General features: G+C 60.2%; 19 protein-coding genes and 3 tRNA genes. 15 read left to right on the top strand and 7 right to left on the bottom strand.

The annotated features are described in order from the left end of the window. Positions 1–352: 352 nt before the first annotated feature. The 8 genes from AC1RTQ_RS23555 (at position 353) to AC1RTQ_RS23520 (ending at position 7,546) form a co-directional block, all read left to right on the top strand. Positions 353–751, top strand: coding sequence for a hypothetical protein (locus tag AC1RTQ_RS23555; RefSeq protein WP_304349531.1), 399 nt, complete (start codon positions 353–355; stop codon positions 749–751). A 333-nt stretch (positions 752–1,084) separates the two neighbouring features. Further along, the gene (locus AC1RTQ_RS23550) at positions 1,085–2,374 is read left to right on the top strand and encodes a TolC family protein (protein ID WP_492879306.1); all 1,290 of its coding nucleotides are present in this window, start codon (positions 1,085–1,087) and stop codon (positions 2,372–2,374) included. A 46-nt stretch (positions 2,375–2,420) separates the two neighbouring features. After that, positions 2,421–3,626 carry an efflux RND transporter periplasmic adaptor subunit gene (locus AC1RTQ_RS23545; protein WP_492879304.1) on the top strand — a complete coding sequence of 402 codons (1,206 nt, stop codon included), beginning with the start codon at positions 2,421–2,423 and terminating at the stop codon, positions 3,624–3,626. A 4-nt stretch (positions 3,627–3,630) separates the two neighbouring features. Then, positions 3,631–6,720, top strand: a complete 3,090-nt coding sequence (locus AC1RTQ_RS23540; protein ID WP_492879302.1) for an efflux RND transporter permease subunit — start codon at positions 3,631–3,633, stop codon at positions 6,718–6,720. 20 nt (positions 6,721–6,740) lie between these two features. After that, a complete protein-coding gene (locus AC1RTQ_RS23535) occupies positions 6,741–7,076 on the top strand; it encodes a P-II family nitrogen regulator (protein ID WP_302091610.1) in 336 nt (111 codons plus the stop codon). A gap of 149 nt (positions 7,077–7,225) precedes the next feature. Beyond that, positions 7,226–7,301: transfer RNA gene (locus AC1RTQ_RS23530), tRNA-Ala, on the top strand. A 44-nt stretch (positions 7,302–7,345) separates the two neighbouring features. Then, positions 7,346–7,421, top strand: a tRNA-Glu gene (locus tag AC1RTQ_RS23525). A 48-nt stretch (positions 7,422–7,469) separates the two neighbouring features. Next, a tRNA-Asp gene (locus tag AC1RTQ_RS23520) sits at positions 7,470–7,546 on the top strand. A gap of 81 nt (positions 7,547–7,627) precedes the next feature. Here AC1RTQ_RS23520 and AC1RTQ_RS23515 read toward each other — a convergent pair. Together AC1RTQ_RS23515 and AC1RTQ_RS23510 are read right to left on the bottom strand one after the other, a co-directional pair. Next, complete coding sequence (locus AC1RTQ_RS23515; protein WP_492879300.1) at positions 7,628–8,386, bottom strand: 3-hydroxyacyl-CoA dehydrogenase; 759 nt, start codon at positions 8,384–8,386, stop codon at positions 7,628–7,630. A gap of 272 nt (positions 8,387–8,658) precedes the next feature. Continuing rightward, positions 8,659–9,207, bottom strand: a complete 549-nt coding sequence (locus AC1RTQ_RS23510) for a phasin family protein (RefSeq protein WP_492879298.1) — start codon at positions 9,205–9,207, stop codon at positions 8,659–8,661. Between the two features lie 351 nt (positions 9,208–9,558). Between AC1RTQ_RS23510 and AC1RTQ_RS23505 the strand changes: the two genes are divergently transcribed. The 7 genes from AC1RTQ_RS23505 to AC1RTQ_RS23475 all read left to right on the top strand — a co-directional run bounded on the left by AC1RTQ_RS23505 (position 9,559) and on the right by AC1RTQ_RS23475 (position 17,671). Beyond that, a complete protein-coding gene (locus AC1RTQ_RS23505) occupies positions 9,559–10,038 on the top strand; it encodes an acyl-CoA thioesterase (protein WP_304352112.1) in 480 nt (159 codons plus the stop codon). A 228-nt stretch (positions 10,039–10,266) separates the two neighbouring features. Then, complete coding sequence (pncB, locus tag AC1RTQ_RS23500) at positions 10,267–11,502, top strand: nicotinate phosphoribosyltransferase (RefSeq protein ID WP_302091607.1); 1,236 nt, start codon at positions 10,267–10,269, stop codon at positions 11,500–11,502. An 82-nt stretch (positions 11,503–11,584) separates the two neighbouring features. Beyond that, on the top strand, positions 11,585–13,003 hold the full coding sequence (locus tag AC1RTQ_RS23495; RefSeq protein ID WP_492879295.1) for a sodium:proton antiporter: 1,419 nt from the start codon (positions 11,585–11,587) through the stop codon (positions 13,001–13,003). A gap of 64 nt (positions 13,004–13,067) precedes the next feature. Continuing rightward, positions 13,068–14,045, top strand: a complete 978-nt coding sequence (locus AC1RTQ_RS23490; RefSeq protein WP_492879293.1) for a 2-hydroxyacid dehydrogenase — start codon at positions 13,068–13,070, stop codon at positions 14,043–14,045. Between the two features lie 139 nt (positions 14,046–14,184). Continuing rightward, positions 14,185–14,592: a tautomerase family protein gene (locus AC1RTQ_RS23485; protein ID WP_492879291.1), complete on the top strand. Its 408-nt coding sequence runs from the start codon at positions 14,185–14,187 to the stop codon at positions 14,590–14,592. A gap of 278 nt (positions 14,593–14,870) precedes the next feature. Further along, on the top strand, positions 14,871–16,481 hold the full coding sequence (locus tag AC1RTQ_RS23480) for a DNA recombination protein RmuC (protein WP_492879314.1): 1,611 nt from the start codon (positions 14,871–14,873) through the stop codon (positions 16,479–16,481). Continuing rightward, positions 16,478–17,671 (top strand): MFS transporter, encoded by a 1,194-nt coding sequence (locus AC1RTQ_RS23475; RefSeq protein WP_492879289.1) that lies wholly within the window; start codon positions 16,478–16,480, stop codon positions 17,669–17,671. The genes AC1RTQ_RS23480 and AC1RTQ_RS23475 overlap by 4 nt, the downstream gene beginning before the upstream one ends. A gap of 50 nt (positions 17,672–17,721) precedes the next feature. Here AC1RTQ_RS23475 and lapB read toward each other — a convergent pair whose 3' ends face one another. The 5 genes from lapB to AC1RTQ_RS23450 form a co-directional block, all read right to left on the bottom strand. Next, positions 17,722–18,879: a lipopolysaccharide assembly protein LapB gene (gene lapB, locus AC1RTQ_RS23470; RefSeq protein ID WP_304352117.1), complete on the bottom strand. Its 1,158-nt coding sequence runs from the start codon at positions 18,877–18,879 to the stop codon at positions 17,722–17,724. Further along, positions 18,869–19,204 (bottom strand): LapA family protein, encoded by a 336-nt coding sequence (locus tag AC1RTQ_RS23465; protein ID WP_492879287.1) that lies wholly within the window; start codon positions 19,202–19,204, stop codon positions 18,869–18,871. Before AC1RTQ_RS23465 ends, lapB begins: the two co-directional genes overlap by 11 nt. Positions 19,205–19,314: 110 nt before the next feature. After that, on the bottom strand, positions 19,315–19,635 hold the full coding sequence (locus AC1RTQ_RS23460; RefSeq protein WP_003077008.1) for an integration host factor subunit beta: 321 nt from the start codon (positions 19,633–19,635) through the stop codon (positions 19,315–19,317). Between the two features lie 109 nt (positions 19,636–19,744). After that, positions 19,745–21,427: a 30S ribosomal protein S1 gene (gene rpsA, locus AC1RTQ_RS23455; protein WP_034371361.1), complete on the bottom strand. Its 1,683-nt coding sequence runs from the start codon at positions 21,425–21,427 to the stop codon at positions 19,745–19,747. Between the two features lie 197 nt (positions 21,428–21,624). Continuing rightward, entirely contained in the window at positions 21,625–23,697 is a 2,073-nt protein-coding gene (locus AC1RTQ_RS23450; RefSeq protein WP_492879284.1) for a bifunctional 3-phosphoshikimate 1-carboxyvinyltransferase/cytidylate kinase, read from the bottom strand. Positions 23,698–23,748: the final 51 nt, after the last annotated feature.

Raw genomic sequence — 23,748 nt, 5'->3', positions numbered from 1 at the left:
GAGTGGTAGTTCAGTTGGTTAGAATACCGGCCTGTCACGCCGGGGGTCGCGGGTTCGAGTCCCGTCCACTCCGCCAGATTCAAAAAGCCGCAATCAAGCAATTGGTTGCGGCTTTTTTCTTGTCTGCGCACTCTGGCAGAACTGATGTGCTCCTGACTTTCTAGCAAGATACCCTTGCCATGCAAGTGCTATGGCGATACGCTATCGTTCACCCTTACAGATGTTGACAAAAGTTTTTCATGCGGGAACTTTTGCTGCCAATCGGTACACCATCTTGTCACCATTGGGTCTGCTCCCCAGTGACTGTCTCATCCCTTCATTGTTGTTCGTTTAACCACAGCTCCTTCGATCCATGCGCCCGGCGTCTTCCTTTCTGCTGTCGCTGCTGATGTTTGCCTCCATCATCGGAGTGCAACTCATCGCCATGCTGCCCGCAGGTTCGCAAGATGTAGTGGCAATGGCTCATGTGCTCGACGCGCAGCCGCACGAATACGGTGTCGATGTGCTGCAGGAGTTCGAGGACGATGTGGAAGAAGATACGGTGGAGTTCTCCATTCACCGTCCGCATCGCACTGCCGAACTCAATCCGGCGCAAGATGATCGCAATGAATTGTTTGGCCCTCCCGAAGCGGTAGCTGTAGGTGTGGCCGATGTCCGGGTGCCTCCTCAGGGGCATGTGGTGCACCCGACTTATCCCTGGCCGGAAAGCATGTTGCGTCCGCCAAGTCTCGGCCTGCCGCTGGCAGGCTAGCTCCAGTTCAGCTGACGTCATCACGTCAGAACGTTTGCGCTGGGCTTTTTAGACCTCCGTTACCTGCCGCCCGTCATTCCGGCGCCTGCTGGCACTGGAAAGTGCTTGTCTGCTAGAGCATGGCTCTGAGACAGGTCTGGGGCGGCTTCGCCTGCTCAGGTGTAACTGATTCTGCATCGCATGTGGCAGCTGCCGCATGTGCATGACAGTTTTCCGACCCCTTCCTCACTTTATCTGCCCTCAAGAAGGCAGCTGTGTTCTATGTTCAACAGATCGATAGTGCCGGCTTCTTTACCGGCCAAGGCCAGTAAGAATTCTTCTGGCCATATTCCATTGCGGAGCCCCAAACGCGCGGCTGTGCTCTGCCTGTGTCTCGCGGCAGCTCTGGCTGCGAATGCTCAGACCAATGCCTATGGCACACAACAAGTCAGCGGCACCATTTCAGATCCGGTACAGCCCAAGCTGACCCTGACGCAACTGGTGCAGACCGTGCTGGACAACAACCCTGAACTGCGTTCCGTTCAGCAGTCGAGCGTCACGGCTCAGGCGGCTGTGGTCAGCGCCGGTGCTTTGCCCAACCCCAAGCTGGAGTGGAGCCGCGGCGACAACAAGGCGCGCCTGGCATCGGCAACCCCTGGCAATGTGCAGACCATGGCGATTTCGGTCCCCATCGAAATGCCTTCGGTGCGCGCTGCGCGTATCGAGGCGGCGCAAGCCGGGCAGCGAGCATCCGTGCACCAGATCGCTGCATCGCGCAATGCACTTGTGGCCCAGGTCAAGCTCAAGGCCTACGAAGTGGTCCTGCGACAGGCGCAGGCCCAGGCCGCCTATGACGCGGTCACGCTGCTGGAGCAGGCTCATGAGCGTGTACGCATACGTGTTTCCAGCGGTGAGGCAGCGCGTTACGAAATCATCAAGGCCGATGCCGAACTGATCAACGCTCGTCAGCAGGAGCAGTCTGCCCGTTTGCTGGCTGAGCAATCCCAGCTCACGCTCAATCGCCTGGCCGCTGGCCAGTTGCCCAGCCGCTTTGACCTGGCCCTGTCTTTGCAGGATCCAGTGGCCCAGGCTCAGTTGCAGAACATCAACTGGCAGTCCCATCCGGAGCTGCTGCAGCTGCAGTCCGAGGTGGATAAGGCCGAAGCGCAGAAGAACAGCGCCAAAGCCAGCCGTTGGCCGGGTCTTGAGCTGCGTTACGCGCAGACGCGTGAACCCGACATCCGCAATAACACCGTCGGCGTGAGCATTCAGATTCCGCTGTTCGACCAGCGCCGCGGCCCCATTGATGAGGCCGCTTCGGAGGCCGAGCGTGCTCGCCTGCGCATGGAAGGTCGCAAGGCCGAGTTGGAGCAGCAAATGTTGCAGGCTTGGAAGGTCATGGAAATGGCGCAGGTACGCACCAAGGCTCTGAGCGAGGGAGCGGTGCGCGAGGCCGAGTCGGCCTTGCGCGTAGCAGAGGCGGCTTACCGCTTCGGCGAGCGCGGCATTCTGGATGTGCTGGATGCCCAGCGCGTGCTGCGCACGGTGCGCGCCGATTTGCTTGAAGCCCGTTACCAGCTGCAATCCGCCCGGATTGAACTGGATTTTCTGGCTGGTCGCTATGCGCAGCCTTCCTCGCTTTGAGCTTTCAAAGTCAAGACCACGTTTTCGTATTTTTTGAATTCGCTTTATGTCTTCTCATCATCACTCCTGGACTGCGCGTCCCGCCTCACTGGTTCTGGCACTGGCGTTGGCCGGGCTGACAACATTGACCCTGACTGGCTGCGGCAAGGAGGGGCCGGCAGCTGCAGTTGCTGCAGCAGATATCAAGGCCGAGCTTGACCCCATGGAAGTGGTTGTCTCTGCCGAAATGGCAAGTAACTTCAAGACCGCTGCGGTAACGCAGGCCGAAGTTGCATCGGTGCAGGAAGTTGCTGGTCGCATTGAGGCCAACGAACGCAAGGTCACCCGCATCGGTGCGGCCGTGACAGGACGTGTGACCGAGGTGCTGGCCGAAACCGGCGATCGAGTCAAAGCGGGTCAGACCCTGGCTCGCGTCGCCAGCCCCGAGTTGACCACGGCTCAACTGGCCTATATGCGTGCCAGCGCCACGGCGACTCTGGCCGAGCGCTCCGTAGAGCGGGCACGTCAGCTGATTGCTGCCGATGTGATCGGCTCTGCAGAACTGCTGCGTCGCGAATCAGAAGTGCAGATTGCGCGCGCAGAGTTGAGGGCGGCAGGCGATCAGCTCAAGCTGATGGGCTTGTCCGCCGATGCGCTGAGCAGTTTGCGCGCCAAGGGCAATGTTGCACCGAATGCCGCCATCACGGCTTCTGCTGCCGGTATCGTGATCGAGCGCCAAGTCAGCCAGGGTCAGGTTGCGCAGCCTGGGGACCCTCTGTTCACTGTGGCGGATCTCTCCAATGTCTGGGTGGTAGGCGCCTTGCCTGAGCAAATTGCACGCAGTGTGCAGACTGGCCAGAACGTCCAGATCGATGTGCCGGCGCTGGGGCTGAGCGTCGAGGAGACACCCATCTCGGGCAAGATCATCTACGTGGGTGACACAGTGTCCCCCGAAACCCGCACCGTGACGATTCGCACTCAGGTGGACAACAAGGATCTGGCGCTCAAGCCCCAGATGCTGGCCACCATGAAGATCCAGGGGGCCATGGAGAAGACTCTGGCGATCCCTGCACTGGCAGTGGTCCGCGAGAACGACAAGGACTACGTCTACGTCAAGAAGGCCGAAAACCACTACCGCCTGACTCCGGTGGAGCTGGGGGCGACCAGCGGTGGTCTGCGACCTGTGGTCAAGGGGGTGAGCGAAGGCACGCAGATCGTGGTCGAAGGTGCATTCCACCTGAACAATGAGCGCAAGCGCGCAGAACTGGAGTAAGCCCATGATTGCCTCCATGATTCGTGCCGCACTATCGCAGCGGCTGGTGGTGGTCGTGCTGGCGCTGGTGATGTGTGGCTTTGGCCTGCGTGCCGCCATGAATCTGTCGGTGGATGCCTTCCCCGATGTGACCAATGTGCAGGTTCAGGTTGCCACCGAAGCCCCTGGTCGTTCGCCCGAGGAGATCGAGCGTTTTGTGACCGTGCCTCTCGAAATCGCCATGACAGGATTGCCCGGGCTGGCAGAGATGCGCTCGCTCAACAAGAGCGGTCTGTCCATCATCACGCTGGTGTTTACCGATGCGACCGATGTGTACTTTGCCCGGCAACTGGTGACGGAGCGTCTGATCGAAGTCACGCCGCGCATGCCTGAAGGCATCGTGCCGGTACTGGGGCCGGTATCCACTGGCCTGGGGGAGGTCTATCAGTACACGCTGGATCACCCCGATGATGGCAAGCGCGAGCTGACCCAGGCCGAGTTGACGGAGCGTCGCACCATTCAGGACTGGGTGGCGCGCCCGTTGCTGCGCTCCATTCCCGGTGTGGCGGAAATCAACTCCCAGGGCGGATATGTCAAGCAGTACCAGGTGCTGGTCGATCCTGCCCGTCTGCGTCACTACAACCTGAGTGTGCGTCAGGTGGTGCAAGCTGTGGCGGACAACAATGCCAATGCCAGCGGCGGCATCCTGCCGCAGGTGACCGAGCAGTATCTGATTCGCGGCGTAGGCATGATTCGCACGCTGGACGATATCGGCAACATCGTGCTCAAGGAGCAGGGAGGAGTGCCGGTCTATGTGCGTGATGTGGCCAAGGTGCAGATCGATGCCGAGGTGCGACAGGGCGCCATCATCAAGGGCGGCTATACCGAGGGCGTGTCCGGCATCGTGCTGATGATGCGTGGCGGCAATGCCAAGGAGGTGGTGACCCGCGTGAAGGAGCGTGTCGAGGAAATCAACTCCAAGGGCATGCTGCCTGGCGGCCTGCAGATCGTTCCCTACTATGACCGAACCGACCTGGTGGATTCGGCCCTGTGGACCGTGGGCAAGGTGCTGATTGAAGGCATCTTCCTGGTGGTGGTGGTGCTGTTCATCTTCCTGGGGGATGTGCGATCCAGTCTGATCGTCGTGGCGACGCTGATCATCACGCCGCTGAGTACCTTCATACTGATGAACAAATATGGCATTTCGGCCAACCTGATGTCTTTGGGGGGGCTGGCCATTGCCATCGGCCTGATGGTGGACGCGACCGTGGTGGTGGTGGAAAACGTTTTCCACAAACTGGGGCAGGCGGGCAATTCGCGTGGCGAACGTATTCGAACCGTGTTGTCTGCCACTGTGGAAGTGGCTACACCCACCATCTTCGGCATTGCCATCATCATTCTGGTGTTCCTGCCGTTGATGACGTTGCAAGGCATTGAAGGCAAGATGTTCGGCCCGCTGGCGCTGACCATCGCCATGGCTCTGGCGATCTCGCTGGCCGTGTCGCTGTTCCTGTCGCCCGTGCTGTGCTCCTACTTCCTCAAGGGCGGCGCCGATCACGATACCAAGCTGATTGGTTTTCTCAAGCGCCACTATCTGCGTTTGCTTGACGGTGCGACTGCGCGCAACCGCCTGACACTGGCCGTGGCCGTGGCTTTGCTGATCGGATCGCTGGGCCTGTTCCCGTTCCTGGGTAAGTCTTTCATGCCGACCATGAAGGAAGGTGCGCTGACACCGCAGATCAACCGTGTGCCCAGCATTTCCCTGGATGAATCCATTCGCATGGAAATGTCTGCCATGAAGGAAGTGGCACAGGTGCCTGGCGTGAAGTCCGTGGTCTCCAAGCTGGGGCGTGGCGAATCGCCGGCCGATCCTGCTGGTCCCAATGAGTCTGACCCCATCGTGCTGCTGGACCCCGAATCCGAGCGTACCCAGGATGAGATCGACGAAGAGATTCGTCAGCGCCTGTCCAAGATTCCCGGCGTGCAGATTGTGCTGTCCCAGCCTATCTCCGAACGTGTGGATGAAATGGTGACCGGCGTGCGCTCGCAACTGGCTGTGAAGGTGTTCGGGGACGAGCTGGAAGAGCTCAAGGAAGTCTCCGAGCAGGTGGCGCGCATCCTAAAGAGCGTCTCCGGCAGTACGGACATCCGTATCGAGCGACTCTCGGGTCAGCAGGCTCTGACGGTGGATATCGACCGTAAGGCGATTGCCCGTCACGGTCTGAACGTTGCCGATGTGCAAAGTCTTCTGGAGTCCGCTATTGGCGGCAGGGACGTGACGACCTTGTATGAGGGCGAGCGTCGTTACTCGGTCGTCGTGCGCTTCCCCGAGTCCTATCGTGGATCGCCCGAAGCCATTGGCGCAACTCTGCTGACCACGGCGGCTGGCGCGCAAGTGCCTCTGAGCAGCCTGGCCAAGATCGAGCTGGTTGATGGCCCTGCGCAGATCAGCCGCGAAGGTGGCAAGCGCCGCGTGGTTGTGGGCGCGAACGTGGAAGGGCGTGACCTGGCTGGCTTTGTGGCTGAGGTCGAGCAGCGCCTGGACAAGGAGGTGAAACTGCCCGACGGCTATTACTTCAAGTTCGGTGGTCAGTTCGAAAACATGGAGCGCGCCATGGGCACGTTGCAGGTGATCGTGCCGCTGACTATCGTGGCCATCTTCTTCCTGCTGTTCCTGCTGTTCAACTCCATCAAGCTGGCAAGCCTGATCATTCTGGTGCTGCCCTTTGCTTCGATTGGCGGCCTGATCGGTCTGTTTGTCACGGGTGAATATGTGAGCGTGCCGGCATCGGTGGGCTTTATTGCCCTGTGGGGTATTGCTGTGCTGAACGGCGTGGTGCTTGTATCTAGCATTCGCCAACTGCGCCAGGATGGGATGGACGTGGCCGAAGCCGTGCGCGAAGGCTGTACTCAGCGCTTCCGCCCTGTGATGATGACCGCAACCGTGGCTTTGCTGGGCTTGGTGCCATTCCTGTTTGCGACAGGTCCCGGCTCCGAGGTTCAGCGTCCCTTGGCTATTGTGGTGATCGGTGGTTTGATTACCTCGACTTTGTTGACGCTGGTGGTGTTGCCCACGCTGTACCGCTGGTTTGACGATAAGCCGACCGAAGCTTGATTTGAGAAAGGAGTGATCCGATGACGATGAAAGAAATCCGCGCCATCGTGCGTCCCAGCCGTCTGGAGCGTCTACGAACCGAGCTGCGTGCGATTCCGAATTTTCCCGGCGTGACGATTTTCAAGGCCGAGGGCTTTACGGCCCCCGCGGCAGTGGACAAGCGTACGGTCAAGGATGAGCTGACCGACTTTTCGGACAAGCTCATGGTCTGCGTGATCGTGGAAGAGTCCATGGTGGAGCCGATTCGTGCAGCAATCGTCGCGGCCTGCCGCACCGGGCAGATTGGCGACGGTCTGGTCTGGACGGTGGATATCGGCGAGATGCATCGCATCCGTGATGGCGGCGCCGTGAGCTGATGCAGGCTTGGTACTGAAAGAAAAAGGGATGCGTTCTGCATCCCTTTTCTCATGCTGTCGACAAAATCTTGGAAGTTTGGAAAAACTGGCGAAAACCCTGTGCTACAATTTTTGCATTGCAGCAGAGAGACACTGTTTCATTGCTTCAAGGGGGTATAGCTCAGCTGGGAGAGCGCTTGCATGGCATGCAAGAGGTCATCGGTTCGATCCCGTTTACCTCCACCAAAATTTTTGACGGCAAGTCGCAAGACTTGAATCGTTCTAGGATTGACCCTATCGTCTAGAGGCCTAGGACATCACCCTTTCACGGTGAGTACCGGGGTTCGAATCCCCGTAGGGTCGCCAAGTTTGAAGCGCTTGCAGCTATACAATGTGTAGCGAAGCTTCCTGCCAGGAGTGGTAGTTCAGTTGGTTAGAATACCGGCCTGTCACGCCGGGGGTCGCGGGTTCGAGTCCCGTCCACTCCGCCAGATTCAAAAAGCCGCAATCAAGCAATTGATTGCGGCTTTTTCTTTGCCCGGGATCCGGAGAAAAGGCCTTTGATTTATCCGTTATTTCGGGGCCATGCGAATGGCGCCGTCCAGGCGGATGACTTCACCATTGAGCATGTCGTTTTCCAGGATCTGCTTGACCAGCTTGGCGTAGTCCTCGGGCTTGCCCAGGCGACTGGGGAAGGGGACGCTGGCGGCCAGTGCATCCTGAACTTCCTGCGGCATGGTGAAAAGCATGGGAGTGCCGAAGATGCCGGGAGCAATCGTCATATTGCGAATGCCGCTGCGAGCCAGGTCGCGAGCAATGGGCAGCGTCATGCCGACCACGCCGCCCTTGGATGCAGAGTAGGCTGCCTGTCCGATCTGGCCGTCATAGGCAGCGACGCTGGCGGTGGAAATCAGAACGCCGCGCTCGCCGGTGGGCTCTGGTTCATTCTTGCTCATGGCGTCCGCCGCCAGGCGAATCATGTTGAAAGTGCCGACCAGGTTGACCATGATGGTCTTGGTATAGATGGCCAGGCTGTGCGGGCCGTTCTTGCCTACGGTTTTCTCGGCCGGTGCAATGCCGGCGCAGTTGATCAGGCCGACGAGTTTGCCCAGAGTGGTTGCTTTGGCGACCACGGCTTGACCGTCGGCCTCATTGCTGACGTCGCAGCGCAGATAGACTCCGCCGATTTCGCTGGCCACGGCCTCGCCGCGCTCTGCATTCATGTCGGCAATTACGACCTTTCCGCCGTTGGCGGCCAGCATGCGCGCCGTGCCTTCACCCAAGCCCGAAGCGCCGCCGGTCACGATGAATACGCGATCCTGAATCTGCATGAACTATCTCCTTGTTCGATGTCTATTGACGTTGACGTAAACGTCAATTATGCACAGGGCGGAGGAGTTGGAGACCTGAGGAAAGCGCGCATAAAAAAAAGCCCAATCGGAAAGATTGGGCTTTGAAGGGATCCATGAAACGGGGGTTTCAGGAGGATCCAAGGAGACAACTTGCGCAAGGTCGGCATCCACATCAATGCATGCTGACCTGACATGCTGGCAATTATAGGGTAAACACCTAGTCTTTGCCAAGCATGTCAATAACCATGTGCTTAACGCTTGGTAGTGGTTGTAGCCTTGACAGCTTCGGTTGCTGTCTTGGTGGCCGCGTTGAAATTGGCTTCGGCCATGTCGGAGGCTTGCTTCACCGCCTTTTGCACGGACTCAAAAGCGTTGTTGGCGGCAGAGACTGCGCTCTTGACCATGGCCACAGCGGATTCGGAGCCGGCAGGCGCATTCTTGGTGGAGTTGTCCAGCAGGGCGTTGAAACTCTTGCGAGCTTCGGTGGATTGCACTTCCAGAGCCTTGTTGAATTCGCCGGCAGTGTTGCTGGCGATGTCATACAGATGGCGGCTGTAGGAAGCGGTCTTCTCGGCCAGAGGCTGGAACAGGCCGGCTTGCAGAGTCAGCAGTTCCTGGGCGTCCTTGACGCTGAGCACGGCTTGGGTGTGCTGGGCAGCTTCGGTCAAGGCGGCGCGCGAAGCGGTGACGTTCAGTTCAACCAGCTTTTCCACGCCTTCGAAGGCTTTGCTGGTCAGGCCGAACAGCGTCTCGAAGTGGGCTTTTTGTGCGCTCAGGATTTGGTCAGGGGTCAGGCTCATGGCAATTCTCCAAAATTACGGATCTAACAAAGGGATCGGACCGGAGGAAACTTCTGCCCTGACATGGCCGCTAGCTCTGAGCTAGTTTTATGTTGCAGTGCAGCATGGGTGCATTGTGGAAGAGAATTTGCAGCAATGCAAGCATTAATTTGTTGCGTTGCAGCAAAAAAATTAATGACTCCTTGTTTTTGATAAGTATCTGATTTTTAAAAACTTTGTTATGTCTGATAACTGACAAAAAATGCATGGCTGTGCTTTTTGCTGCGCTGCGTCATGCGTTGGCGAGCGGTGACTTCCAGGCCCTGTCGCGGTGGTGCTGGCGGCGCCTGGGCAGCTCTGCACAATGGCTGCATGACCGCATCGTTATCTCATGGCAAACCTCTGCGCGCCCAGCCACAGGCGCGTGACTCCTATCCCGTGTTTCGTGAAATCAGCACCCGCTGGTCAGACAACGATGTCTACGGCCATGTGAACAACGTCATCTACTACAGCTGGTTTGATACCGCGGTCAATGCGTATCTGATAGAGCAGGGCGCGTTGGATATCCATGCAGGGCAGACGATTGGCCTGGTGATAGAGACCCATTGCAATTACTTCGCCTCGCTGGCTTTCCCGCAAACCGTGGAAGCGGGTATTCGTGTGGCCCATCTGGGCAGCTCCAGCGTGCGCTACGAAGTGGGTCTGTTTGCCAAGGGCGCGAGCCAGTCGGCTGCAGCAGGGCATTTTGTGCACGTCTATGTCGACAGACAGACGCGTCGGCCTGTGCCTTTGCCAGAGCCCTTACGTATGGCACTGCAGCCACTGCTGCGCGCAGAGCTGGCTGATCAATAAAAATTGATAGCTTATTGCTTATGCATATCAAGGGTTTAACGCTGATTTCAGTGTTAAACATAGTGGCAATTCCGAAGCCGGCATTTGCAATAAGCGCTTAGAGGCAGTGAGTACGGTGCAGGGTGTGGAATCGCCTACACTCGTCAGTCTCTGTTGAGGCCGGCTTAGTCTGTGTTTTGAGCCAGCCTTGTTCCATGACTGAACGGACCGCCAGGCCCACCGTCGTCCATGATCATCACCAGTCTGCTAGACACCGACCTGTACAAATTCACGATGATGCAGGTGGTGCTGCATCAGTTTCCGGGCGCGCAGGTCGAGTACCGCTTCAAATGCCGCAACCCCGGCGTGCAGCTGGCTCCGTACGTCAATGAAATCCGCGAAGAGATCCGTTCTCTGTGCAAGCTGCGCTTTCAGGATGCCGAGCTGGCTTATCTGAGTTCGCTGCGTTTCATCAAGAGCGATTTTGTCGATTTCCTGAGCCTGTTCCAGCTCAACGACAAATACATCACGGTCACGCCCCTGGCCAGCGGCGAGATCGACATCACCATCCAGGGTCCTTGGCTGCACACCATCTTGTTCGAGATCCCGGTGCTGGCCATCGTCAACGAGGTGTATTTCCGCAATACCCAGCCGGTGCCCAACTTCCTGGAAGGACGCAAGCGCCTGGACGAGAAGATCGAGCTGCTGCAGGCGCCCGGCCTTGAGTCGCTCAAGATTGCCGATTACGGCACCCGCAGGCGCTTTTCCAGGGCATGGCATGAAGAGGTGCTGCGGGTGCTTTGCGCCAGGCTGGGTCACTCGGGGGCGGCGCGCGTCAACGGTCAGCGCAAGGGACAGTTGGCGGGCACCAGCAATGTGCTGTATGCGATGAAGCTGGGTCTGATCCCGCTGGGAACCTTGGCCCATGAATATCTGCAGGCCTGCCAGTCCCTGGGCCCGCGCCTGCGCGACAGCCAGATCTTCGGCTTCGAGTCCTGGGCGCGCGAGTACCGGGGCGATCTGGGTATTGCGCTGTCCGACGTATATGGCATGTCGGCTTTTCTGCGTGATTTCGATCTGTACTTCTGCAAGCTGTTTGACGGTGCGCGCCATGACAGCGGCGACCCGTTTGACTGGGGTGAGCGCCTGATTGCGCATTACAAGGCCAACAAGATCGATCCGTTGAGCAAGGTGCTGATCTTCAGCGATGGGCTGACCATCCCTAAAACCATCGGGTTGTTCGAACGCTTCAACGGTCGCTGCCAGTTGGCTTTTGGCATCGGCACCAATTTGACCAACGATCTGGGCAATCCCCCCGAGCATGTGCCCTTGCAGATCGTGATCAAGATGACGCGCTGCAACGGCCAGCCCGTGGCAAAGCTATCGGACACACCGGGCAAGAGCATGTGTGACGATGAAAAATACCTGGCCTATCTGCGCCAAGTGTTCAGCATTGCACCGCCGGAGCCGGTTTCGCTGGCATAGAAATCAAAGAATCATTGGCGGGAGTTGTGCCTATTGCAGGGCATAGAGCAGAGAGGATGGGCGTTTGAACAGCAAATCTTGTATGAAAGTCGCAGCTGCCACGCTGCTGACGCTGGCAGCGGCCACCGCGCAGGCCGCAGACATTGACGGTGCAGCCATGTCCGTGGCCTGGGGCCTGCCGTTTGTGGGCATGCTGCTGTCGATTGCGCTGATGCCGTTGCTGTCGCCGCAATTCTGGCATCACCATTTCGGCAAGGTCACCGCCGGCTGGGCGCTGGCCTTCCTGCTGCCTTTTGCGCTGATCTACGGCTTGGGCGCGGCGGGTGTGAATCTGGTGCATGCCTTGCTGGCCGAGTATCTGCCGTTCGTGGTCCTGCTGACCGCCTTGTACACGGTGGCTGGCGGCATCTATGTGCGTGGCAATCTGCGCGGCTCGCCGGGGCTGAACACCGCCATCCTGGCCATCGGTGCGGTGCTGGCCAGCTTCATGGGCACGACAGGGGCTTCCATGCTGCTGATCCGCCCGCTGCTGCGCGCCAACGACAACCGTCGTCATCAGGCCCATGTGGTGGTGTTCTTCATCTTTATCGTCTCCAACGCCGGGGGCGCACTGACGCCACTAGGCGATCCGCCGCTGTTTCTGGGCTTTCTGAGGGGGGTGGATTTCTTCTGGACCGTGCGCCATATCTGGGGCTCCATGCTGTTTCTCACGCTGGCGCTGCTGGCCGTTTTTTATGCGATAGACCGCAAGCTGATGGGGGAAAAGGGTGAGACCGATCTGCCCGATCCGACGCCCAGCATGGACGTGACCGGAGCACCAAGTCGTCTGGGCTTTGATGGCCGTGTGAATTTTGCTCTGTTGGCAGTGGTGGTGGCGCTAGTGCTGGTCAGCGGCATCTGGCGCACTCCTGTGGGTATCGAGATCGCCGGGACGCATGTGGGCCTGCCTGGTCTTGTGCGCGATCTGGGTTTGCTTGCCGTGGTTGTGCTTTCGCTCAAGCTCACACCCGCCCGTGTGCATCAGGCCAATGAGTTCGGCTGGGGGCCCATGCAGGAAGTGGCCAAGCTGTTTGCAGGTATTTTCCTGACCATCATTCCCGTCATCGCCATGCTCAAGGCCGGTGTCGATGGCCCGTTCGGTGCCGTGGTGCGAGCAGTTACCAATGCCGATGGCACGCCCAACCCGGCCATGTATTTCTGGGCTACGGGTCTGCTGTCCTCCTTCCTGGACAACGCGCCGACCTATTTGGTGTTCTTCAATACCGCTGGTGGCGACCCCGGGCATCTGATGACCGATATGGCGCTGACGCTGACCGCCATTTCTGCCGGTGCCGTGTTCATGGGGGCGAACACATATATTGGCAATGCGCCTAACCTCATGGTGAAGGCGATTGCCGAAGATCGTGGCGTGAAGATGCCGGGCTTTTTTGGCTACATGATCTGGTCGGTCTGCGTGCTGGTGCCGCTGCTGGTTTTGATTACCTGGATTTGGTTCCTGTAAGCCGCGCATGGCTGTCCGGACTGCGGTGCGCCGCCATCATGCATAACTTGAAGAGGAAACTACGATGAGCATCAAGCCTCGCATTCTGATCGCCCGTGCCATTTCACCCGAGGTGGTGCAACGGCTGCAGCAGCACTTTGAAGTGCAGTCCAATCAGGACGATGTGGTCTGGTCTCCGATGGAGCTGGCGCAGCAGTTGCAGGGCAAGGATGGCGTGCTGACCACGGGTTCGCAGCGCATCGATGCCGAGTTGCTGGCCGCCTGTCCGCAGCTCAAGATCGTGGCCAATATGGCGGTGGGCTACAACAACTTCGACGTGCATGCGATGACGGCCGCAGGCGTGCAGGGCACGAATGCCCCCGATGTGCTGACCGAGACCACGGCCGATTTCGGCTTTGCCCTGCTGATGGCCACGGCGCGCCGCATTACCGAGAGCGAGCACTATCTGCGTGCCGGGCTCTGGAAGGACTGGCATTACGACCTGTTTGCCGGTGCCGAGGTGCATGGCAGCACGCTTGGCATCCTGGGCATGGGCCGCATCGGTCAGGCGATTGCGCGTCGTGCGGCTTACGGCTTTGGCATGGAGGTGATCTATCACAACCGCTCGCGTCTGGATGCGACGCTGGAAGCCGAGTGCAAGGCCAGCTATGTCGGCAAGCAGGAGTTGCTCGAACGTGCAGACCACCTGATGCTGGTGCTGCCATTTACCCCCGAGAACCGCCACACCATCGGCGCGGCAGAAATTGCCCGGATGAAGCCCACGGCCACGCTGATCAATATTGCACGCGGCGGCATCGTGGATGATGCGGCTCTGGCCCAGGCGCTGAAAGACCGGCGCATTGCCGCAGCGGGGCTGGATGTGTTCGAGGGCGAGCCAGCCGTGCATCCCGATCTGCTGACCGTGCCGAATGTGGTGCTGACCCCCCATATAGCCAGCGCCACCAAGGGCACGCGCACGGCCATGGCGGCGCTGGCGGCAGACAATCTGATCTCCTTCTTTGCAGGCAAGGGGCCGCTGACACCCGTCAATCAGCTTGTTTGATGCGCCTCCATTAGGTCGGCTCTCGTCACATCAGTTTGAGGGCGGATGTGTGATCTGAGCGCTTTTTCGGCTTTGATAATTTCTGCCCGTCTGACGCTTTGGCGCTCAGCGGGCTTTTCTTATTTCAATCGAGACAGCAATGCCTTTTATCCGCACCAGCGTCCACAAGGACACCACGCCCGCCCAGCGTCAGGCCATCGTCAACGGGATTCATCAGGCCTTGATCGATGGCATCGGCATGCCTGCCGACGAGTTGTTCAACATGGTTGATGACTATGACGAGCAGAAGTTCTTCTTCAGCCGCACCTTCAACGGCTACCAGCGCTCGGGCCGTGTGGTGGTGGTGGAGATCACTATGCGCCGTGGCCGCAGCGACGCCATGAAGCGTGCCCTCTACGCCAATATTGCCGCCAATCTGGAAAAAGAGGCGGGCGTGGCACCCAGCGATGTGTTCATCTTCACGCACGAAAACGACTACTCCGACTGGTCGGTGGGCGGCGGCAAGTTCGCCATGGCCATTGCCCAGCAGGTCGGCCCCGACGCCTGATTCTTGCGTCAACCGGTTGCAGTCTCGCTGTCGCCAAGGCTGCAACCGGAAGCTGCACTTTTGACTGCATTGAATTTTTCGTGGCTCTGAGGGCTGATAATTTGCCTGCGCGCTAGTGCTTGCAAACTTCAGTCTGCAATGCCATTCGCGAAATTTCAATGCAAAACAGCCTGTAGTGCTTTACTGAAAAGCGCTCCTAGCTATGAAAACAAGAGTGCGAAAGGCGTGGCAAGACAGTGACTACGTGGTGGCTTGGGTTGGCGGCAGTGGCCGTATTGATGGTGGCCCTGCTCCTGGTGCTGCTGTGGCGGCTGCAGGGGTTGCGCCGTCAGACGGAGCTTGCTCTTGGCCCTGATGCTTTGAGGCTGCAAGCCCAGCTGCAGCAGGGATTGCAGGCGCTGGATGTCAGGCTGCAGCAGCTCGAGCGCAGCAGCCAGAGTACGCAGATGACGGTGGCCAAGAGCGATGGCGCCCTGGATCGTGTCACCCAGCATGTGCAGACCCAGTTGACCCAGGCCCAGCAAGATGCACTGTCCGCCAGACGCGAGCAGGCGGCGGCGCTGGCGTCCTTTCGTGAAGAAGTTGCCCAGCTTGCGCAGCGGCTGACGGGCGACAGCCAGCAAGCCCGCGCGGCACTGGCCCAAAGCAGTGCAGAGCAGGCAGTCCATGTCCAGCAGCGCTTCGAGGCCCTGGCCGAGACGACGCGCGGCACGCTGGACTCGCTCAAGGGCGATATCCAGCAGCAGCTCACGCATATGAGTACCAATATGGGGGCTGCGCTCAAGGATCAGCTGGGCAGCAATGGCGAGCAACTGCGCCATCAGTTTGCCGTGCTGCAGGATGCGGTGAGCCAGCAGCTGGGTGCCCTGGCACAGGGTCAGCAGACCACGGCGGAGCAACTGCGCGCAACGCTCAACGAACGACTGGCCACGATTCAGAGCGACAACGCCCTCAAGCTCGACGAGATGCGCCGAACCGTCGATGAAAAGTTGCATGCCACGCTGGAGCAGCGTCTGGGCGAGTCCTTCAAGCTGGTCAGCGACCGGCTGGAGCAGGTGCACAAGGGGCTGGGCGAGATGCAGACTCTGGCGGGCAGCGTGGGCGACCTCAAGCGTGTGATGACCAATGTGAAGTCACGCGGCACCTGGGGTGAGCTGCAACTGGGCAGCATCATCGACAATGTGCTCACGCCCGAGCAGTACGCCAGAAACGTCAAGACCGTGCCTGACAGCGATGAGCTGGTCGAGTTCGCCATCCGGCTGCCGGGGCGCAACGACGAGCAGCCCGTATGGTTGCCTATCGACGCTAAATATCCGGTCGAGCATTACCAGCGTCTGCAGGATGCGCAGGACAGCGCAGATCGTGTGGGCATTGTCGCGGCGGGTAATGCCTTCGAGAGCTCGATTCGCGGCGAAGCCAGAAAGATTGCGAGCAAGTACCTCGCGCCGCCCCACACCACGGACTTTGCCGTCATGTATCTGCCCAGCGAAGGCCTGTTTGCCGAGGTGCTGCGCCGCCCGGGGCTGGTCGAGGCGCTGCAGAACGAGCATCGCATCGTGGTTACCGGTCCCGCGAATCTGGCCGCCATGCTCAGCAGCCTGCAGATGGGCTTCAAGACGCTGGCAATCGAGAAGCGCTCCTCTGAAGTCTGGGGCGTTCTCGGTCAGGTCAAGACCGAGTTCGGCAAGTTCGGCGAGGTGGTGGAGGCCACGCGCAAGTCCATCGATGCCGCTGCGCGCAAGTTTGATCAGGTGGGTGTGCGCACGCGCGCCATTCAGCGTCATTTGCGCAATGTGCAGGAGCTGCCGAATGGGGCGGGGCAGGAGCAGCCCCTGTTTCCGGTCGCATCGCCTGGTGGTGATCAGACGGCCAGCGAGGACGACGAATGAATGCGGCCCTGCTGCGCCTGATCCTCGCGCAAATCTGTATTCATGGCACCATGACCGGAATGCGCATGGCCACGCCGCTGCTGGCGCTCAAGCAGGGGTACAGCGCGGCCGCGGTCGGCATGCTGCTGGCACTGTTTGCACTGACCCAGGTGTTTCTGTCGCTGCCTGCGGGGCGCTATGCGGATCGTCACGGGCTCAAGCGTCCGCTCATCATCAGTGTGGCGGCCGCATGTTCCGGAGCAGGAGTGGCTGTGTTGTTCCCGCTTTATCCGGTGCTGTGCCTGAGCGCGCTGCTGACGGGCGGTGCAGCCGGCATGGCACTGATCGCCTTGCAGCGCCATGTGGGGCGCATGGCGCACAACAAGGACGAGCTGCGCAAGGTCTTCAGCTGGCTGGCGATTGGCCCGGCCATTTCCAACTTTCTGGGGCCGTTTGCGGCCGGGTTGCTGATCGACTACGCAGGCGGTGAAGCGGCCAGTACCACAGGCTTCAGGGCCGCCTTCCTGCTGCTGACCCTGATGCCTCTGGCGGCCTGGTTCTGGGCAAGAACGGTGCAGGAGCTACCGGCTCAGCAGACCGAGGGTGCGAGTCAGAAAGCCGCGGCCTGGGATCTGGTTCAGAACCGGGGCTTCAGGCGCTTGCTGCTGTTGAACTGGGCGCTTTCCTCTTGCTGGGACGTGCACACCTTTGTCGTGCCCATTCTGGGGCATGAGCGCGGGCTGCCTGCCTCGGTGATCGGCAGCATCCTGGGTGCTTTTGCGATTGCTGCGGCCGTGATCCGCATGCTGATGCCTATCATCACGCGCCATCTGACCGAATCGCAAGTGGTGCTGGGTGCCATGGTTGCCGCCTGCGCCTTGTTCATCGCCTATCCCTTCATGCCTGGTGCCTGGAGCATGGGTGCCTGTTCGGTCTTGCTGGGCGTGGTACTGGGATCGGTGCAGCCCATGGTGATGAGCATGATTCATCAGATCACGCCACCCGAGCGCCATGGCGAGGCGCTGGGATTGCGCATGATGGCCATCAACGGCTCCAGCGTGCTGATGCCGGTGCTGTTCGGCTCGCTGGGCACGGTGGTCGGAGTCTCGGCCCTGTTCTGGGCGGTGGGTGCGCTGGTCGGCGTGTCCTCGCGCCTGCCCTGGCTGATCGGCAAGCAGGATATGCCCACGGATGAGTGGGAGGCATATTAGCCTGCCCGGCTGCATGCATGAAAAAGAGCGCCCTGGGCGCTCTTTTTGTCTTACAGCTCTTCGACCCTGCGTGCCGGGTAGCTGTCCCAGCTCTGGCAGCCGGGGCAGTGCCAGAAATGGGTGCGAGCTTCAAAGCCGCAGGCTGCACAGCGGTAGCGGGTCAGGGGCTTGGTGGCATGGTTCAGTGCCTTCTGCACGGTGGCATGGTACTGCTCTTCGGTCAGTGTCTCGCCTTCCAGCCATTGGGCTGCAGCCACCAGGGAAGACTCATGCTCCAGATGTTGCACCAGGCGCTGGCGGCCGGGGGCTTCAGCATCCCCGCTTTTCTGATCGACTGCGACCAGTGCTTGCAGCAGGTCCAGTGATGGAGCTTGTTCATAGTGCTTGAGCAACAGATTGTGTGCCTCGCTCAGCGCACCCGTTGCCTCGGCCACTTCCACCAGCAGGCTGGCCGCCAGAGGCAGGGCTGCGGGGCTGTTCTGTGCCAGAGCCTGAAGGCTTGACAAAGCCTGTGCAGACTGGCCCTGTCGATGCTGGAGCTGGGCCAGCTCCAGCCTGGGGCGCGGAGCTTGCGGCGCAGTCTCCAGAGCCTGCCTGAGCTGCGCAAAAGCCTTGTCGAGCTGGCCTTGGGCCACCTGAGATTGAGCGTCTTCACAGAGGTAATGGGCCAGCCGGGTGCTGAAGTCCCCCTGGCCGGCGGCCTGCATTTTGCGCACGATGGCCGCTGCCTGGGCCCAGTCGCGCGAGCGCTCGTAAATGGCCAGCAGTGCCAGGCGCGCCTCGCCCTCGTACTGCGTGCCTTCCAGGCGGTTCAGCGCCTCTTCTGCGCGGTCCAGCAGGCCGGCCTTGAGAAAGTCCTGTGCCAGTGCATGCTGGGCACGGTCCCGGTCGGGGCGGGTGAGGTCGGCGCGGCTGAGCAGATGTTCGTGGACGCGTACCGCGCGGTTGTATTCACCGCGCCGGCGAAACAGATTGCCCAGGGCAAAGTGCAGCTCGGTCGTGTCGGGGTCGTTCTGTACGGCCTCGATAAAGGCATCGATGGCCTTGTCCTGCTGCTCGTTGAGCAGAAAGTTCAGGCCTTTGAAGTACGCCTTGGGAGCCTGGCGGTTGTCGGCACGCACCTGGCGCAAATCCCAGCGGGAAGCCAGCCAGCCCAGCACAAAGGCCGCAGGCAGGCCCAGCAAAATCCAAGTCAGATTAAATTCCATGCACGTCGCCCGGCGCAATGATCGAAGAAGAGTTCTGTTCCTTCACCGCAGGTGCTGCACTGGTGGTGTTGTCTGCGGTGTTCGGTGCCTGTTGCGTGGCCTGTGCCTCGCGCGCTGCGCTGCGATGCTTGAGCCAGCGCGGCACCATGCCCAGCACTCCGACAAAAAGACCCAGCGCAAAAGCCGCCAGAACCACCAGTACCAGAGGTGCGGTCCAGGCCGTGCCAAAGAAGAAATGCACGGTGGCGTCTTGCTGGTTGTTGAGCGCGAATGCGAACAGAGTGAAAAAAATGGCTGCCTTGAGCAGCCACAGCAGGTATTTCATGCTTCCCTTTATGCGCCTTGTGTGACGGGAAGATTTTAGGCCAGCCTATGCGCGGACTGGCAAACGGACGGCATGGTCAGTCCTGAGGTGGCTGACGGTGCCCATGGACTTCAGGCGGTCTGCGGCTGCTGGGCAGCGGAGTCTTCGGCCTTGAGATTGTCCACGGCTTCGCGCAGGGCCTTGCCGGGCTTGAAATGAGGAACGCGCTTGGAGGGAACCTGAACGGACTCGCCAGAGCGGGGGTTGCGGCCTATGCGGGGCTGGCGGTGATTGATGGCAAAGCTGCCAAAGCCGCGAATTTCAATACGGTGACCGCGCACCAGGGCATCACTGACGGCATCCAGAATGGTTTTGACGGCCTGCTCGGCATCACGTTGGTTGAGTTGGCCAAATTGGGCGGCAAGTTCTTCGACGAGATCGGATCGGGTCATCGGGTGGCGGAGGCTCTAGGTTGAAAACAACAACGGGCGCACAGGGCGCCCGTTGTCTTTGACGCTTAGCGGTCAGTCAGACGAGCTGGCTGACCGGCTGATGCAAGATTTACTTGTCAGCGTCCAGCTTGGCGCGCAGCAGAGCGCCCAGGCTGGTGGTACCAGCGTTTTCCTTGGAGGACTGAGCCGACAGGGAAGCCATGGCGACTTGCTGTTCAGCGTGATCCTTTTGCTTGATGGACAGCTGGATGTTGCGGCTCTTGCGATCCACGTTCACCACCACGGCAGTCACTTCGTCGCCTTCCTTCAGAACGGAGCGAGCATCTTCCACGCGGTCTTGCGAGATTTCGGAAGCGCGCAGGTAGCCGATGATGTCTTCACCCAGGTCGATTTCAGCGCCCTTGGCGTCCACGGTCTTGACCTTGCCGGTCACAATCTGGCCCTTGTCGTTCACGGTCACGAAGGTCGTGAAGGGATCGCTGTCCAGTTGCTTGATGCCCAGGGAGATGCGCTCGCGCTCAACGTCCACGGCCAGCACGATGGCTTCGACTTCTTGACCCTTCTTGTAGTTACGAACAGCGGCTTCGCCGGCTTCGTTCCACGACAGGTCAGACAGGTGCACCAGGCCGTCGATACCGGCAGCCAGACCCACGAACACGCCGAAGTCGGTGATGGACTTGATGGGGCCCTTCACGCGGTCGCCGCGCTTGGTGTTCTGGGCGAATTCTTGCCAGGGGTTAGCCTTGCACTGCTTCATGCCCAGGGAGATGCGACGCTTGTCTTCGTCGATTTCCAGAACCATGACTTCCACTTCGTCGCCCAGGGACACGAGCTTGGTGGGAGCGATGTTCTTGTTGGTCCAGTCCATTTCGGAAACGTGCACCAGGCCTTCGATGCCGGGTTCCAGTTCCACGAATGCACCGTAGTCGGCAATGTTGGTGACCTTGCCGAACAGACGGGTGGCGGAGGGGTAGCGGCGAGCCACGCCCATCCAGGGATCGTCGCCCATTTGCTTCAGACCCAGGGACACGCGGTTCTTTTCGGTGTCGAACTTCAGGATCTTGGCAGTGATTTCCTGGCCGGCAGTCACCACTTCGGAGGGGTGACGCACACGGCGCCATGCCATGTCGGTGATGTGCAGCAGGCCGTCGATGCCGCCCAGGTCCACGAACGCACCGTATTCGGTGATGTTCTTGACCACGCCCTGAACGATAGCGCCTTCCTTCAGGGTTTCCATCAGCTTGGCGCGCTCTTCGCCCATGGAGGCTTCCACCACAGCGCGGCGCGACAGCACCACGTTGTTGCGCTTGCGATCCAGCTTGATGACCTTGAATTCCAGGGTCTTGTTTTCGTAGGGGGTCAGGTCCTTGATGGGACGTGTGTCGATCAGCGAACCGGGCAGGAAAGCGCGGATGCCGTTGACCAGAACGGTCAGGCCGCCCTTGACCTTGCCGGAAGTGGTGCCGGTCACGAATTCGCCGGATTCCAGAGCCTTTTCCAGCGACAGCCAGGAAGCCAGACGCTTGGCGGTGTCACGGGACAGGATGGTGTCGCCGTAGCCGTTTTCGATCGAGCCGATGGCCACGGACACGAAGTCACCCACTTGGACTTCGACTTCGCCCTGGTCGTTCTTGAACTCGTCGAGGGGCACGTAGGCTTCCGACTTCAGGCCGGCGTTCACCACCACGAAGTTGTGCTCAACGCGCACGACTTCAGCGGTGATAACTTCGCCAGGACGCATTTCGGTGCGTGTCAACGACTCTTCAAAAAGGGCGGCAAAAGATTCAGACATGTAGTTCCTTGGCCGCAATCAGGTTTCCGTCGGCACCATTGCCAAGCGTTTCTAAGACTGATTGCGGAGGTTGTGGGTTCGAGACCCACGGGGTTAAAGGTTAACAACCTTGCTGCCGGCTCGCGGTCTGCGAGAACCTGGCATCAAGGGCCAACAAGCCAGATGCAGGGCTGCCCTTGAAACTTCAAGCTGAAATTTCAAGGACGGCCGAACGGCTGGCGTTCCTGCCACCACGACAGCACCTGGGCAACCACTTCTTCAATGGTCATCTCGGAGCTGTCGAGCTGCAAAGAATCCTCGGCGGGCTTGAGGGGAGCGGTGGCGCGATTCATGTCGCGGGCGTCGCGCGCCTCAAGGTCTGCCAAAAGGGTGGACATATTAGCTGAAATTCCTTTGGAAATCAACTGTTTATATCGGCGCTCGGCGCGGCACTGGGCAGAGGCCCACAAATAGACCTTCAGCGGGGCGCGAGGGAAGATGACCGTACCCATGTCGCGGCCATCGGCAACCAGCCCGGGCGGGGCCTGGAAGGACAGTTGCAGATCCACCAGCGCGGTGCGCACGGCGGGCAGGGCCGATACGCGCGAGGCATTCATGCCGGCTTCTTCGCTGCGAATGGCCTGGCTGATGTCCTCCTCGCCGAGCCAGACACGCTGCTGCGCATCGAAGCGCACGGGCAGGTCCAGCGCCATCTCGGCAATGGTTTCCTCGTTCGATTCATCAAGCGTCATGCCGGCACGCGATGCGGCCAGGCCGGTGATGCGATAGAGCGCGCCGGAGTCCAGCAACTGGTAGCCCAGTGCCCTGGCGACTTCTGCGGCAATCGTGCCCTTGCCGGAGGCTGTGGGCCCGTCAATGCAGATCACGGGAATATGCTCGCGCTCGGCTTCGCTGACGGAGAACAGCGCCTCGAAATAGTCGGGGAAGGTCTTGGCCACGCATTTTGGGTCTTCGATGCGCACGGGCAGCTTGGCCGGGTTGAAGGCCGCCAGGGAGAAGCACATGGCGACGCGGTGGTCGTCATAGGTGTGGATGCTGGCTGCTTTCCAGGCGGTCTTGCCGGCCGGGGGGGTGATGCGGATGTAGTCCGCGCCTTCTTCCACGGAAGCACCCAGTTTGCGCAGCTCGATCGCCATGGCGGCAATGCGGTCGGTTTCCTTGACGCGCCAGCTGGCGATATTGCGCAGCGTGGTCACGCCGTCGGCATACAGCGCCATGGTGCCCAGCGTCATGGCCGCGTCGGGGATATGGTTGCAATCGAGGTCAATGGCCTTCAGAGGCCAGCTGCCGCGGCTGACCTGCAGCCAGTTGGGGCCGCTTTCGATCTGTGCACCCATGGCCTGGGCGGCCTCGATGAAGCGGATATCGCCCTGGATCGAGTCCTGGCCCACGCCCAGAATGCGGATGCTCTTGGGCTGCGGCGCGTTGTCTGCATCGGCGTCATCGGTCGTTCCGGTGGCAATTGCCCCCAGTGCGATGAAGTAACTGGCGGAAGAGGCATCAGCCTCCACATGGATGGCACCGGGCGACTGGAAGCGGCAGCCTGCAGGGATCACGAAACGTTGCCAGTTGTCGTTTTTCACGGCAATGCCGAAGCGCGCCAGCAGCTCCAGCGTGATGTGGATATAGGGCTTGGAGATCAGCTCGCCCACCACCTCGATGGTGATGTCGCGCTGTGCCCCGGGGACATTGGCCAGCAGGGGCAGGGCCATCAGCAACGAGGTCAGGAACTGGCTGGAGACATCGCCGCGCACCTTGATGGATTCGCTGCCCAGCTGGCTGAAGTCGGGCTGGCCGATCTTCAGGGGCGGAAAGCCTTCGTCCTTCAGATAGTCGATCCTGCAGCCCAACTGGCGCAGCGCATCGACCAGGTCGCCGATAGGGCGCTCGTACATGCGGGGAACGCCCGTCATCTCGAAGTCGCCGCCCAGTACCGACAGCGCCGCAGTCAGCGGGCGCATGGCCGTGCCGGCATTGCCCAGGAACAGTGTCGCCTTGGTGCCGGCGGGCAACTGGCCGCCGATGCCGGTGACGTCAATGGCCTGGCCGGGCGTGACGGCATCGGGGCTGATGCTGCAGCCCAGTTGCTTGAGTGCGGCCAGCATGACGCGGGTGTCATCCGAATCCAGCAGGTCGTGGATGGTGGTGGTGCCCTGGCTCAGCGCGGCCAGCAGCAGCACGCGATTGGAGATGCTTTTGGAGCCTGGCAGGCTGACGCTGCCGTTGGCGGAGTCCAGTGCGGGCAGATCCAGAAATTCGGTGGTGAACATAAAACTCTCGTAACCCCTGCGCAGTCTGGCTGCTTGGACACCGGGGCTGCG

The organism is Comamonas sp. GW821-FHT11H03 (assembly GCF_058807955.1).
The sequence above is the reverse complement of the archived record's forward strand: the minus strand, read 5'-3'. Positions and strand labels throughout refer to the sequence as shown.

What these genes read in the sequence shown, in the direction of transcription:
- AC1RTQ_RS23460 (WP_003077008.1), bottom strand. Translation starts at nt 19,635, where the DNA reads ATGACCCGATCCGATCTCGTCGAAGAACTTGCCGCCCAATTTGGCCAA.
- AC1RTQ_RS23545 (WP_492879304.1), top strand. Translation starts at nt 2,421, where the DNA reads ATGTCTTCTCATCATCACTCCTGGACTGCGCGTCCCGCCTCACTGGTT.
- AC1RTQ_RS23465 (WP_492879287.1), bottom strand. Translation starts at nt 19,204, where the DNA reads ATGAAATACCTGCTGTGGCTGCTCAAGGCAGCCATTTTTTTCACTCTG.
- rpsA (WP_034371361.1), bottom strand. Translation starts at nt 21,427, where the DNA reads ATGTCTGAATCTTTTGCCGCCCTTTTTGAAGAGTCGTTGACACGCACC.
- AC1RTQ_RS23480 (WP_492879314.1), top strand. Translation starts at nt 14,871, where the DNA reads ATGGTGGCCCTGCTCCTGGTGCTGCTGTGGCGGCTGCAGGGGTTGCGC.
- AC1RTQ_RS23450 (WP_492879284.1), bottom strand. Translation starts at nt 23,697, where the DNA reads ATGTTCACCACCGAATTTCTGGATCTGCCCGCACTGGACTCCGCCAAC.
- AC1RTQ_RS23475 (WP_492879289.1), top strand. Translation starts at nt 16,478, where the DNA reads ATGAATGCGGCCCTGCTGCGCCTGATCCTCGCGCAAATCTGTATTCAT.
- AC1RTQ_RS23515 (WP_492879300.1), bottom strand. Translation starts at nt 8,386, where the DNA reads ATGCAGATTCAGGATCGCGTATTCATCGTGACCGGCGGCGCTTCGGGC.
- pncB (WP_302091607.1), top strand. Translation starts at nt 10,267, where the DNA reads ATGATCATCACCAGTCTGCTAGACACCGACCTGTACAAATTCACGATG.
- AC1RTQ_RS23505 (WP_304352112.1), top strand. Translation starts at nt 9,559, where the DNA reads ATGACCGCATCGTTATCTCATGGCAAACCTCTGCGCGCCCAGCCACAG.
- AC1RTQ_RS23510 (WP_492879298.1), bottom strand. Translation starts at nt 9,207, where the DNA reads ATGAGCCTGACCCCTGACCAAATCCTGAGCGCACAAAAAGCCCACTTC.
- AC1RTQ_RS23555 (WP_304349531.1), top strand. Translation starts at nt 353, where the DNA reads ATGCGCCCGGCGTCTTCCTTTCTGCTGTCGCTGCTGATGTTTGCCTCC.
- AC1RTQ_RS23485 (WP_492879291.1), top strand. Translation starts at nt 14,185, where the DNA reads ATGCCTTTTATCCGCACCAGCGTCCACAAGGACACCACGCCCGCCCAG.
- AC1RTQ_RS23495 (WP_492879295.1), top strand. Translation starts at nt 11,585, where the DNA reads ATGAAAGTCGCAGCTGCCACGCTGCTGACGCTGGCAGCGGCCACCGCG.
- AC1RTQ_RS23490 (WP_492879293.1), top strand. Translation starts at nt 13,068, where the DNA reads ATGAGCATCAAGCCTCGCATTCTGATCGCCCGTGCCATTTCACCCGAG.
- AC1RTQ_RS23535 (WP_302091610.1), top strand. Translation starts at nt 6,741, where the DNA reads ATGACGATGAAAGAAATCCGCGCCATCGTGCGTCCCAGCCGTCTGGAG.
- lapB (WP_304352117.1), bottom strand. Translation starts at nt 18,879, where the DNA reads ATGGAATTTAATCTGACTTGGATTTTGCTGGGCCTGCCTGCGGCCTTT.
- AC1RTQ_RS23540 (WP_492879302.1), top strand. Translation starts at nt 3,631, where the DNA reads ATGATTGCCTCCATGATTCGTGCCGCACTATCGCAGCGGCTGGTGGTG.